Source organism: Denitrificimonas caeni, assembly GCF_027498055.1.
Taxonomy (GTDB): domain Bacteria; phylum Pseudomonadota; class Gammaproteobacteria; order Pseudomonadales; family Pseudomonadaceae; genus Denitrificimonas.
In genome coordinates this window covers 2,571,308-2,584,493 of sequence record NZ_CP114976.1, presented here as the reverse complement: position 1 = coordinate 2,584,493, position 13,186 = coordinate 2,571,308, and the positions used below count along the sequence as shown (strand labels likewise).

Here is a 13,186-nt window from a genome sequence, read left to right as displayed (position 1 = left end):
TTTATATTACCAGTAGTAAGTAGTGTCGTGATTTTTTTGATATTTTAATGTGAACATATGAATTCAAGTATAGTTATTCCAGCCGTTTTTGCATTTTTTGTTTTAATTTTCCCTGCTTTTGGTGGTGGATTGAGTGAGCAACCTATACTTTTCATAGTAGTTGTTTTTTCTTTAGCGTATATCCTTATCTCTTTTGATTTTTTTTCTGGCAACGTATCTATTCCCTTTTATTTCTTCTTACTTATGGAGCTTTTTTTAATAATAGCCTGGTCTTTTGATATCTTTTATGGTATAGCAGGATTGAGTGATATTCCCAGTCTTTTTAGGGCTGCTGGCATGGCTTTTATGTACCTTTCTTTTTTTGTTTTATTTAATAGGAATAAAATAATAGCTTCAGTTTTTTTAGACTACTTTGTGGTTTTTTCTTTTTTTATTCTTTGTTTGTTTTTTATCTTATCTATGACATTTAGTGGATATCCTGATTTTGTTGCAAGGTGGTATTTCCCACAAGAAAGATTTAAAGAAAATGCGTTTTTATCTGTTTTTGCTTCTACATATTTTGCTGCATATTTTTATTATATTATATATGCTTATTCTATGTGTAGGCTTTTCTTTTTTGAGGTTAATTTTAAATGGGTATGTGTTTCTCTTGGATCTATGGTGTTTGTATTTTTATCTCAAGGTAAAACAGCGTATTTATCAGTTTTTATTACGTTTTTTTTAATCCTTTTTATACGTTCAAAAATGTTTTTTAAAATACTACTACTAGTTCTCCTTGTTTTTTCTGCCTTATTTTTTTTATATTATTTTGACTACATGCGAGAGCTATTATTGAGGAGTGATTTTTATTCATTAAAACAGTTGTCAATAATCTTGGATGGTGGCTTTGAATCCGTATCAGTAAGCGAAAGAATAGAACAAATAATTTTTTCCATTAATTCCTCGCTTGATCATTACATGCTTAGTGTTGGTTTAGGACGAGGGATATATTTAGAGTCGTTTGCTGCTTCTTATATCTATAGGTATGGGGTTTTAGGGTTTTCTGTGTATTGTTTTTTTTATATATACATTGGATTTAAGGCATATAGAGTTTTTAATAAAGGTGTTGATTTTAATGATAGATTGATAGGTGCTTTTATATTCGTTTGGGTTTTCAATCTTCCTTTTTTAATGCTTAGTAATCCAATGTTTGAGATGGGTAAGAATTCAATTTTTTCTATTTTACTAGTATCTCTATTTTTTTATAATTCAAGATATCCAAGTAGAAAACTCTTATAGAGCTATGCTTTTAACAATTCGTCACTCGGTTTTTTATTAGGCTCTATAGTTGTGTTTGTTGTGTATAAAATATTTTGGAGGATTTATGGATATTCCAGTTCTTTTGGTTTTTTTTAATAGGCCAAAAGCTATATTTTCTTTACTAAAGGTACTTTCTAAAGTTAAACCTAAAAAGGTTTACTTGTCCTGTGATGGTGCTAGAGATTGTATAGAAGATGAAAAAAAGTTAGTTGAGTCTTTACGTAAAAGAGTTATTCAGCTTATTGATTGGGATTGTGAATTGTTTTTTAGGTTTTCAGAGCATAACCTTGGGTGTAAAAAAAATGTTTCTGAGTCAGTACAATGGTTTTTTAATAATGAAGCTCAAGGTATTGTATTGGAAGATGACTGTATTCCTAGTTTAAGTTTTTTTGATTTTGCAGGAAAGATGCTTGAAAAATATAAAGATGATAAGCGTATAGGCTCGATAGCAGGTAGAAATGAAATTGCTGATATTTATGATATGAAATTTTCACATACCTTTACAAGAAAGTTTTTTTGTTGGGGGTGGGCAAGTTGGTCAGATAGGGTAGTTAATAACAATATTGAGATCGGGTATGAAAAAAAGCTACCCAAGCATATATTAGAAGCGCTGCCTTTAAATGAAAAGTTGATGCTGAGAGGGATTGTTGGTTTAATGCAGTCTTATAGTGTGAACTCTTGGGCTTATCCTTTTGATTTGTGTTTTCGAGAAAGAAATCAGCTTTGCGTTATTCCTAAGATGAATCTAATTAAAAATATTGGACTAGATGTTGAGGGTGCGCACTCAAAAGGAAAGGGTAGGGATATCCTAAGTTTAAGTGATGAGTTTTATATTGATTGCACCGAAGTTGTAGATGTAGTTAATGATAAATTATTTATGGATAAGCTTATAAGTAAAAGGTATAAAGGTTTTTTGTTTTTAGTGCTTTTTTCATTTTCACGTTACTTGTACCCAATAAAAAAAATGCTATTTAAGTAGTGGTTGTTATAATTTGTTTTTGTTTATTTAGTAAGAGCGGGAAGGTTTTAATATGAGCTTACGTTTTCTTGACTGCACACTCCGTGATGGCGGTTACTATAATAACTGGGATTTTTCCTCTGAACTCATCCAGCAATATCTAAATGCTATGCAAACCGCAGGTGTTGATATTGTCGAGCTTGGGTTGCGCTCACTAAGTAATACTAGCTTTAAAGGCGCTTGTGCTTTTACTACCGATGAGTTTATTAATAGTTTAGCTGTACCCACTGATTTAACCGTAGGTGTAATGGTTAATGCTAATGAACTTGTAGGAGAGCTACCTCTCGAAGAGGTATTAGAGATTTTATTTCCTAATATAGCAGCTAATTCGCCTGTAGATCTAGTGCGTATTGCTTGCCATGTTCATGAGTTTGAACAAGCCTTGCCAGCTGCTAACTGGCTTAAAAAGCGAGGATATAAGGTAGGCTATAATTTAATGCAGGTTGCCGATAGAACCGAAGCTGAAATTAAAGCTCTTGCTCGCCAAGCTAAAGCTTATCCAGTTGATGCGCTCTATTTTGCTGACAGCATGGGCAGTATGAATCCAGATCAAACAGCACAGATTATTCACTGGTTGCGGAGTGAGTGGCAGGGGGCTTTAGGCATTCATACACATGATAACCTCGGCTTAGCATTATCGAATACCCTGCGCGCCTTAGATGAGGGTGTATCTTGGGTGGACTCTACTGTGACTGGAATGGGGCGTGGCCCAGGTAATGCCCGTACCGAAGAGTTAGCTATTGAGCTAGCAGTAAAGCGTAATCAGAAGGTTAACCTTGTTCCTCTTATGACGTTATTGCGTCAACATTTCTCTCCAATGCAAGCCGAGTACGGTTGGGGTACTAACCCGTTCTACTATTTGGCTGGTAAGTATGGTATTCATCCCACTTATATCCAAGAGATGCTAAGTGACTCGCGCTACAGTGAAGAGGATGTGTTAGCGGTGATCGAGCACTTACGAGCAGAGGGGGGTAAGAAGTTTAGTCTGCATACTCTAGATGCGGCTCGTCATTTCTACAGCGGTGAAGCCAAAGGCAGTTGGTCACCGAAACTGGTTTTTGAAGGGCGTGATGTACTTTTATTAGGTACAGGCCCTGGTGTCGCCCAGCATCGCAAAGCACTAGAGCGCTATATTCGCAAAGCCAAACCCTTGGTACTAGCCCTGAATACCCAAGGTGCAATAGACTCAGAGTTAATTGATCTGCGTGTTGCCTGCCATCCCGTACGTCTGTTAGCAGATTGTGATGCTCATGCACAATTACCCCAGCCACTAATTACTCCTTATTCCATGTTGCCAAAAGATGTGAAAAACTCATTGGCTGATAAAAAAATACTTGATTTTGGTCTAAATGTCGAAGCAAGTAAGTTTGAGTTTTCTGATAGGTTTTGTATCGCGCCAACGTCATTAGTCGTCGCTTATGCCTTAGCTATCGTCACTAGTGGTAAAGCTAATAAAGTGTTAATGACAGGTTTTGATGGTTTCAGCTCTGATGATCCGCGTAGTAGTGAGATGCAGTTTTTGCTAGACATGTACCAAAAAAATACGAAAGCTATACCGTTGCTTGCTATTACAGCCACTCGTTATGCATTGCCAAGCGAATCGGTTTATGCGCTATAAATTAAGAGGTTTAAGTTATGCGTAGTGTTGTAGTTATTCCTGCACGTTATGGGTCTAGTCGTTATCCTGGAAAACCTTTAGTACCCTTGCTGGGCAAGCCTATGATTTTATGGGTTGCGGAGCTTTCTGCCCGAGCTGTAGGCGCTGAAAATGTTTATATTGCTACAGAGGATGAGCGTATTTCTAAAGTAGTTAAAGATGCAGGTTTTCAGGCAGTAATGACAACTGATGATGCATTAACAGGTACTGACCGCTTAGCGCAAGCCGCAACACAAATTAATTCTGATATTTATATCAATGTGCAAGGGGACGAGCCTTTAGTTAACCCAGGAGATATTCTTAAGGTTCGTGATACTAAGCTAGCTTATATGAATGAAGTGATTAATGGCTTTAGCTGGATAGGTGATGATGAAGATGCTAGCAATGTGAATATCCCTAAAGTGATTACCTCTGAAGATAATCAGTTAATTTATATGTCTCGTATTGCCTTGCCGGGCTATAAAGATAAAAAGTATGCACCCAGACGTTATAAAAAACAGGTATGTATTTATGCGTTTACTAATAAAGAACTGCAGGATTTTCTTGGTTTTGGACGTAAAAGCGAACTAGAACTGTGTGAGGATATTGAAATCCTACGCTTCTTAGAACTAGGTAAATCTATACGCTTGGTAGAAACTCACCCTGGCAGTTTGGCTGTAGATGTACCAGAAGATGTAGCCAAGGTTGAAGAAGTATTACGTCAGATAGAGCAAAGAAAGCGATGAAGTTACAAGTTTCTGATTACGCAACTCTGGTTTTTGACTGTGATGGTGTTATTTTAAATTCCAATCAAGTTAAAACTGATGCGTTTTATCAAGCAGCTTTACCCTATGGGGAAGCTGCAGCACAAGCACTGATCGATTACCACGTAGCCAATGGCGGAGTGTCTCGTTATTTGAAATTTGGCTACTTTCTTGAACAACTAGTCCCTAAGTTCGCGCCTAATGACGCTGGGCCTAGCTTGGATGAGTTACTAGAAAACTACGCTAAGGCAGTACTGCAAGGTTTGTTATCCTGTGAGGTGGCTCTAGGCTTAAAAGAACTTAGAGCAGCAACACCTAACGCCCGCTGGTTAATTGTTTCAGGTGGTGATCAAAGTGAACTCCGTAAAGTATTCGCTCAGCGTGATTTAGCTGCGCTCTTTGATTCTGGCATCTACGGTAGTCCGGATACGAAAGACGAAATTCTTTCTAGGGAGCTACAGAATGGAAACATTCAAGCTCCAGCTCTTTTTATCGGCGATAGTAAGTACGACCAGAAAGCCGCAGCTACAGCAAGGTTAGACTTTGTTTTTTTAAGCAAATGGAGTGAGGTAAAAGGTTGGAAGGAGTGGATTGCTAGAGAAAAATTGTGCACTCGTGCTTCTATCAATGCTTTAGCGGATCCCGGCATTATAAAATGAGAGATATAAATAAATATAGTGATTATATTAATGAGGTTTATTTGTATTTTGAACTTCGCAATAAAAATTTATTATCGCCCTTAAAAACTGCTGTTAATCTTGTTTTTTGGTGGTTTTTTTTTGTTCCTGTCTGTTTTTTCTTGTTTTTTATTTACTTCTTTATTTTGACATTAATTCCTAGAAGATTTAGTCACAATAAAAACTCGAAAGTTTGTATTGCTAGAACATTTGCTACTCGAAATAAATTGAGGTTTTTAGAGAAAGAGTCTGTTGTTTTTTATAAGGAGTCAGCTTTTATATTTTCTGAAGATAATAACTTATATAATTTCCATATTGGTTTCAGGTTGCGCATATTTTTATACGCTTTTAATGTTTTTGTAACTGACTCTTATAAGCTTGGTTTTGAGCTTTCTAGCCGTCTTGATGTGTGTGCTATGATAAGAGCTATTGGTTTCTATATTGTTAGGTTTCCACATAAAGTTGCTTTTCACTCATATTTTAATTTTTTTGTTAAAGTCACAAGCCCAGAGATTATAATAACTGGGAATAAAGAAGATAGGTTTGCGCTAGTAGAGCAAACAGTATCTAAAAAAAATAATGTGAAACTTATCTGCTACCCACATGGGCTTGAGTATGGAGTGACGCTACCAAGAGGTGTAGTTGGTGATAGGTTCTATTGTTACTCAGAGAAAACAGCCAGTATTTATAAGAGTATTTATAAAGCCACAGGGCAGGAGTTTATATTTGATTTCAAGGTGGTTAAAAGTCTGCTGGGTAAAAGTATTATAAAACCAGTTTCAGTTAAGCCTAAAGTTGTTTTTTTTCCTGAGTCAAGAGGTATAGATGTTAATCGTAAAATTATATCTATTTTAATGGCGTCTAAAATTAATTTTTACTTAAAGCTGCATCCGCTTGATAAATTTAATAACTATGTTGAGTGTGGTGTTGAAGAGTCTCAGTTAATTAAAGATTTTGATGATGCAATTGTTGGGAATATAGTAATCGCTCGTAAGTCTACGGTGCTATTAGAGGCAGTCTATTCAGGAAGCACGTCTTGCGCAGTTCTTTTTGATAGTCAGGATATGCAAGATTTTAAAACGCAGTTTCCCTCGTTAAGTGATGAAAGGATTATGCAAGTCAAAAATATAGCAGAGCTTCTTGAATGGTTGGTTCCTGAAGAGTCGCATCCAGAATAAGCACGAATTTAGTTAAATTGAGGGTATAAATGTTTAATAGTAAAATTCTTCTCATCACCGGCGGCACCGGCTCCTTCGGAAACGCCGTCCTTAAACGCTTTCTCGAATCCGACATCGCTGAAATTCGTATTTTCAGCCGTGACGAGAAAAAGCAAGACGATATGCGCAAGCGCTTTTCGAGTCCTAAGCTGAAGTTCTATATCGGTGATGTACGCGACTATATGAGCGTACTGAATGCGACTCGTGGTGTGGATTATATTTTCCATGCAGCTGCATTAAAGCAAGTGCCTTCCTGCGAGTTTCACCCGATGGAAGCCGTTAAGACTAATATTCTTGGAACTGAGAATGTCTTAGAAGCCGCGATCCAGAACGAAGTGAAGCGTGTGGTCTGTCTGAGCACTGATAAAGCTGTCTACCCAATTAATGCGATGGGTATTTCTAAAGCCATGATGGAAAAAGTCATGGTGGCGAAGTCACGTAACGTCGATGAGAAAAAGACCGTTATTTGCGGTACGCGCTATGGCAACGTCATGGCCTCACGCGGATCGGTTATTCCTTTATTTGTTGAGCAAATTCGTGCTGATCAGCCGTTGACCATTACTGATCCGAACATGACACGTTTTATGATGACGCTCGCGGATGCGGTTGATCTGGTGTTGTATGCCTTTGAGCATGGCAATAACGGCGATATGTTCGTACAGAAAGCACCAGCGGCAACGGTAGAAACCTTGGCGCGTGCATTGACTGAGATTGTCGGTAAGCCAGAGCATCCGATTAACATTATCGGTACGCGTCATGGTGAAAAACTCTACGAAGCTTTATTGAGCCGTGAAGAAATGCTCTGTGCGCAAGATATGGGTGAGTACTACCGTGTACCGCCAGATTTACGTGATTTAAACTACGCAAAATATGTAGACGAAGGACAAAAAGATTTGTCGAAAGTCGAAGATTACAACTCGCACAATACTGAGCGCTTAGATGTAGCAGGCATGCACAAGCTGTTAATGAAACTCACCTTTATGCCTGCTATCCAGCGTGGCGAAAATATTGCAGCTGAGGAGTAAGGCATGCGGGTTTTAATTACGGGTGCGAATGGTTTTGTCGGTAGAAACCTACAGTTGCATTTAGCCGAGCGCAGCGATGCTGAAGTGTTGTGCTTTACGCGTGAGCATACCCAGGCTAACTTGCAGCAGTTCGTGGCTGAGGCTGATCTGGTGTTTCATTTGGCCGGTGTCAATCGCCCGCAAGACCCAGCAGAGTTTCAGCAGGGTAATATTGACTTAACCCAAGCGTTATGCGATGCATTGCAACAAGCGGGCAAAGCCATTCCTGTGGTGTACAGTTCGTCGATTCAAGCCGAGGCAGATAATCCTTACGGTGCGAGTAAGCGTGGGGCAGAAGATGCGTTGTTAGCTTTTGCTAAAAGCACGGGTGCGCCGGTGTTTATTTACCGTTTACCAAATGTGTTTGGTAAGTGGGCGCGTCCTAATTACAACTCTGCTGTGGCAACCTTCTGTCATAATATTTCTCAAGGCTTACCAATTCAGATCAACGATCCAAGTGCCCAAGTCAACTTGGTGTATATCGATGATGTTGTGGAGTCGTTCTTAGCGGTACTGGATGGCACTTTAACGCAGTCGGGTTTTGTTGAGATTAAGCAGCAGTACCAGGTCACTGTGGGTGAGCTTGCAGAGCAGATTCAAGCCTTTAAAGACAGTCGCGATAGCTTGATTACTGAGAATGTCGGCACCGGTTTAGTGCGTGCTTTGTATTCCACCTACGTCAGTTACTTAAAACCTGAGCAGTTTAGCTATCAAGTCCCGCAGCACGGTGATGAGCGTGGTGTGTTTGTCGAAATGCTCAAAACCAAAGACGCTGGGCAGTTCTCGTTTTTTACCGCGCACTCAGGTATCACCCGTGGCGGGCATTACCATCACTCCAAAACAGAGAAGTTCTTAGTGATTAAGGGTAAAGCTTGTTTTCGCTTTCGTCACATGATGACAGGTGAGTTTTACGAGTTGCATACTAGTGGTGAACAGCCTGAAATTGTCGAAACTGTTACCGGCTGGACTCACGATATTACTAACGTGGGTGACGATGAAATGGTCGTTATGTTGTGGGCGAATGAAATATTCGACCGTGAAAAGCCTGATACCTACGCTAAGCCAGTGGGTACTGAAGCTTAATATCTGCATAAATTTGTGAGTTTTTTATGAGCATTAAAAAATTAAAAGTCGTGACCGTTGTTGGTACACGCCCTGAGATCATTCGTTTATCACGCGTGATGGCTAAGTTAGATGAGTATTGCGAACATATTTTGGTACACACAGGCCAAAACTATGATTACGAGTTAAACCAAATCTTCTTTGAGGATTTAGGTATTCGCAAGCCTGACCATTTTTTAAATGCAGCAGGGCAGAGCGGTGCGGAAACCATTGGTAATGTGATTATTGCTGTGGATAAAGTGCTGGCTGAGGTGCAACCAGAAGCGTTACTGGTGCTGGGTGATACCAACAGCTGTATGGCCGTGATCCCTGCTAAGCGTCGCAAGATCCCAACCTTCCACATGGAAGCCGGTAACCGTTGTTTTGATATGCGCGTACCAGAAGAGATCAATCGCCGTATCGTTGACCACACTGCCGATATCAACCTGACCTACAGCACCATTGCTCGTGATTATTTGTTACGTGAAGGTTTATCGCCGGACATGGTGATTAAAACCGGTAGCCCAATGTTTGAAGTGCTCAATTATTACCGCGAAGGCATTGAGCAGTCTGATGTGCTGCAGCGTTTAGGTTTGCAAGAAAATAAGTTCTTTATTGTCAGCGCACACCGTGAAGAGAATGTTGATTCTGATAAGAACTTCCTCAAGCTGGTTGATATGCTTAATACAGTGGCTGCGCATTATGATTACCCAGTAATTGTCTCTACCCACCCGCGTACACAAAAGCGTGTCGATGCTATGGGTATTGAGTTTCATGCCAATGTGCGTCTGCTCAAGCCAATGGGTTTTAAAGACTACAACAAGCTGCAGTTATCCGCTAAAGCGTCATTGTCGGATAGCGGCACGATTAACGAAGAATCATCCATTCTGAACTTCCCAGCCCTGAACTTGCGTGAAGCACACGAGCGTCCAGAGGGTATGGAAGAAGCTTCAGTGATGATGGTTGGCTTAGAGGCTGATCGCGTTATGCAGGCTTTACAAGTGCTTGAAAGCCAGTTGCAGGGTACAGAGCGCACGCTGCGTTTAGTCGCCGATTACAGCATGCCTAACGTGTCGGATAAGGTTGTGCGTATTGTGCATAGCTATCGTGACTATGTGATGCGTAATGTGTGGAAGCAGTATTAATGAAGCAGCGCAAAGAGAAACTTCTGATTATTAATCGCAGTTTCTGGCCGATTTATCCGGTTATCGGCGAGGCGTTATTGCGCTTTGCTGAGCGACAAGCCGAAGATCACGAGGTTGGCGTGGTATTACAAGACCATGCTGGTATACGCCAACAGCTGACTGAGCATAATCGTGGGCAAGGGGTGAAGTTTTTTCCTTGTAAAGCGTGGTCAATTTCTGGAAGCGGTATTTTTCGGCGCATAATTGATGCTGTTTTTTTTATGTGTTGGGTGCTCATAGTTCTGCTGTGGCAGCGTCCGACAAAAGTTTATGTATCTACTGACCCGCCGGTTATCGTGCCATTTATTGTGATGCTCTATAGCAAGCTGTTTGGTGCCAGCTATGTGTATCACTTGCAAGATATTCATCCGGAAGCTGCAAACGTAGTTATTCCAGTTAATCCTCTGATGTATCGTTTTTTTCGGTGGCTAGACTCAGTGACTATGCGTCAGGCGAGTTTGCTGATCACTATTACTGAAGAGATGGCTTGCGAGATTAAAGATCGCTCTAGTACGCAAGCACCAGTAAAAATACTAGCGAACCCTTCAGTGGCGTTCGAAGGCATTACTGTTGCCGATAAGCAGGTTGGTTTTACTTTTTGCGGTAATGCTGGGCGTTTGCAACGTATACCTTTATTGATCGATGCTATTTCAGCTTACTGCGATCAAGGCGGCAGCTTACCTTTTGTGTTTGCTGGCGGTGGTGTGTATTCGGGAGCATTGAAAGGGTTAGCTGCTAAGTATTCGAATGTGACTTATAAGGGGCTTATTAGCCCGACTGAAGCTGCGCAGTTAAATGCTAATTATCAGTGGGCTTTGCTGCCGATTGAAGATGAAGTGACTCGTTATGCATTTCCTAGCAAATCTTCTTCTTATGTTTACTCCGGTGCGTTTATTGTTGCGGTTTGTGGCAGTCAAACAAGTGTTGCGCAGTGGGTTGCAGAGCATCAGTTAGGTGAGGTCGTACCACCTAACGTTGCGAGTCTGATTGAGTTCTTTTTTGCAGTAGAAAAAAATCAGATTGATATATCTAGCTTTGATACAGATCGTAGCCAGCTTAAAGACTCGTTAAGTTTTGAGGTGTTTTTGACTAAGCTGACAGCGCTAGTGATTGGGAAGTGAGTTTTGTTGTTTGGCTAGTCTGTAATATAAGGCGTTACAGTTTAATTTAAGTGGATTGCTTCACTGCGTTCGAACAAAACAGAACAGCGTCACTGCGAGGAATGTAGCGAAGTGGCAGTCCACAGGCTGCAGCTGCTTAGCATATTGCATTAATGGAGTTTTTAATTTTGATCACCCCTTGGCTCAACGCCTTCTACGACCTAAAACCCAACGCATCTATTCCCGCCCAGCGCATCACCTTCGGCACCTCCGGCCATCGCGGTTCTTCTTTAACCGCTAGCTTTAACGAATTACACATCCTCGCCATTGCCCAAGCTGTGGTGGATTACCGTCAGCAGGCGGGGATTTGTGGGCCGTTGTTTTTGGGTTTAGATACGCATGCTTTATCACTCCCAGCATGGGAGGCGGTATTGCAGGTGTTGCTGGCCAATCAGGTGGCGGTGCGTGTGGCGCAGGATGATGGCGTGACGGCGACGCCTTTGGTCAGTCGGGCGATTTTGCGTTATAACGCGCAGTGCTCGGCGGGTTTGGCCGATGGTTTGATTATTACCCCATCGCATAATCCACCAGAAGATGGTGGCATTAAATACAACACCCCTGATGGTGGGCCGGCTGATAGCGATGCCACGACTTGGATTGAGGCGCGGGCTAATCAGTATCTACAAGAGGGCTGTGCTGCAGTGCAGCGGGTCAGTCTGGCGGATGCTTTGGCACAGGTTGAGCAGTACGATTATGTTGCGCGTTATATTGCTGAGCTTGAGCAGGTGGTGGATCTAGCGGCGATTCGTCAGTCGGGCCTGAAGCTTGGGGTTGATCCCATGGGCGGTACGGCGTTGGCGGTGTGGCAGGCGTTGGCTGTGGATGCAGCGCTGAATATTACTGTAGTCAATAGCAGCCAAGACCCAGCGTTTGCCTTTATGCCGCCGGATCATGATGGGCGTATTCGCATGGATTGTTCCAGCCCTGCGGCCATGGCTAATTTGCTGAAGATCCGTGAGCAGTTTGATTTGTCCTTTGCCAATGATCCCGATGCGGATCGGCATGGCATTGTTGATGCGGCGGGCTTGATGAATCCCAATCACTTTTTGTGCGTGTGTGTGGATTACTTGTTAACCCATCGGCCACAGTGGTCGGCAGCGCTAAAGATTGGCAAAACCTTGGTGACTTCATCGCTGATGGATCGCATTGTTGCTGCCCATGGTCGTGAACTCTATGAAGTGCCGGTGGGCTTTAAGTGGTTTGTTGAGGGTTTGCATAAGCGTGAACTGGCGTTTGCCGGTGAAGAGAGTGCAGGGGCGACCTTGTTAACTTTTGCCGGTGAGACTTGGACCACGGATAAAGATGGGATTGTGCTGTGTTTATTGGCTGCGGAGATTACCGCGGTGACCGGTTTAACCCCATCGCAGTATTACGCCAAGCTCACTGCGCAGCATGGTACGCCTTATTATCGTCGTATTGATGCTGCGGCCACGGCTGAGCAGAAGGCTGCATTTAAGGCTTTGACCGCAGCACATATTGTCGCCACTGAGTTGGCCGGTGAGGCGATTACCGCGGTGTTGCTCAATGCGCCGGGTAATGGCGCGGCGATTGGTGGGATTAAGGTGTGTACTGCCAATGGCTGGTTTGCGGCGCGGTCCAGCGGCACTGAGGCGCTGTATAAAATATATGCTGAGAGCTTTATCAGTGAAGCGCATTTGCAGTTGCTGATTGATGAGGCGCAGGGGTTGTTGGCAGGGGTGTTGTAGGGGGCGCTTACAGCGCCCATGTCGGGCTAAAGCCGCGACCTACAGTAGAGCAGCGCGTAATGCGGTTTTGTAGACGGACAAAGGGCAACGCTGAATCTTGTAAGTCGGTCTTCAGGCCGACAAATGTGATGCGATTTTGTAGGTCGGTCTTTAGGCCGACAGGTGTTTCAAGCCCACGCCAATGTTATGGTTCGCGGTACTTTTGGGGCGCTTACAGCGCCCATGTCGGCCTAAAGGCGCGACCTACAGTATTGTCTCTGCGAGGAGCGTAGCGACGTTGCAGTCCACATGACAGGAATTGCTATCAAGTGCACTTTATAATAGAGTAGGTTTAATCTAAATTATACTTAGTGATAGACC

11 protein-coding genes are annotated in these 13,186 nt (G+C 42.2%); all 11 read left to right on the top strand.

Features of this window, described 5'->3' with window-relative positions; all coding sequences use genetic code 11:
* Window positions 1-57: 57 nt before the first annotated feature.
* The gene (locus O6P33_RS12040; RefSeq protein ID WP_269818017.1) at window positions 58-1,278 is read left to right on the top strand and encodes a hypothetical protein; all 1,221 of its coding nucleotides are present in this window, start codon (window positions 58-60) and stop codon (window positions 1,276-1,278) included.
* 85 nt (window positions 1,279-1,363) lie between these two features.
* Complete coding sequence (locus O6P33_RS12035) at window positions 1,364-2,278, top strand: hypothetical protein (protein WP_269818016.1); 915 nt, start codon at window positions 1,364-1,366, stop codon at window positions 2,276-2,278.
* A gap of 52 nt (window positions 2,279-2,330) precedes the next feature.
* Window positions 2,331-3,935: an aldolase catalytic domain-containing protein gene (locus O6P33_RS12030; protein WP_269818015.1), complete on the top strand. Its 1,605-nt coding sequence runs from the start codon at window positions 2,331-2,333 to the stop codon at window positions 3,933-3,935.
* 17 nt (window positions 3,936-3,952) lie between these two features.
* Entirely contained in the window at window positions 3,953-4,699 is a 747-nt protein-coding gene (locus O6P33_RS12025) for a 3-deoxy-manno-octulosonate cytidylyltransferase (RefSeq protein ID WP_269818014.1), read from the top strand.
* The gene (locus tag O6P33_RS12020; RefSeq protein ID WP_269818013.1) at window positions 4,696-5,376 is read left to right on the top strand and encodes an HAD family hydrolase; all 681 of its coding nucleotides are present in this window, start codon (window positions 4,696-4,698) and stop codon (window positions 5,374-5,376) included. Before O6P33_RS12025 ends, O6P33_RS12020 begins: the two co-directional genes overlap by 4 nt.
* Window positions 5,373-6,572 (top strand): hypothetical protein, encoded by a 1,200-nt coding sequence (locus O6P33_RS12015; RefSeq protein WP_269818012.1) that lies wholly within the window; start codon window positions 5,373-5,375, stop codon window positions 6,570-6,572. Before O6P33_RS12020 ends, O6P33_RS12015 begins: the two co-directional genes overlap by 4 nt.
* 29 nt (window positions 6,573-6,601) lie before the next feature.
* Window positions 6,602-7,636, top strand: a complete 1,035-nt coding sequence (locus O6P33_RS12010; protein WP_269818011.1) for a polysaccharide biosynthesis protein — start codon at window positions 6,602-6,604, stop codon at window positions 7,634-7,636.
* A 3-nt stretch (window positions 7,637-7,639) separates the two neighbouring features.
* On the top strand, window positions 7,640-8,758 hold the full coding sequence (gene wbjC / locus O6P33_RS12005) for a UDP-2-acetamido-2,6-beta-L-arabino-hexul-4-ose reductase (protein ID WP_269818010.1): 1,119 nt from the start codon (window positions 7,640-7,642) through the stop codon (window positions 8,756-8,758).
* A gap of 32 nt (window positions 8,759-8,790) precedes the next feature.
* Window positions 8,791-9,921: a non-hydrolyzing UDP-N-acetylglucosamine 2-epimerase gene (wecB, locus tag O6P33_RS12000; protein ID WP_269819527.1), complete on the top strand. Its 1,131-nt coding sequence runs from the start codon at window positions 8,791-8,793 to the stop codon at window positions 9,919-9,921.
* Window positions 9,921-11,081, top strand: coding sequence for a glycosyltransferase (locus tag O6P33_RS11995; RefSeq protein WP_269818009.1), 1,161 nt, complete (start codon window positions 9,921-9,923; stop codon window positions 11,079-11,081). The genes wecB and O6P33_RS11995 overlap by 1 nt, the downstream gene beginning before the upstream one ends.
* A 152-nt stretch (window positions 11,082-11,233) precedes the next feature.
* The gene (locus O6P33_RS11990; RefSeq protein WP_269818008.1) at window positions 11,234-12,826 is read left to right on the top strand and encodes a phosphoglucomutase; all 1,593 of its coding nucleotides are present in this window, start codon (window positions 11,234-11,236) and stop codon (window positions 12,824-12,826) included.
* The last annotated feature ends 360 nt before the right edge of the window (window positions 12,827-13,186 follow it).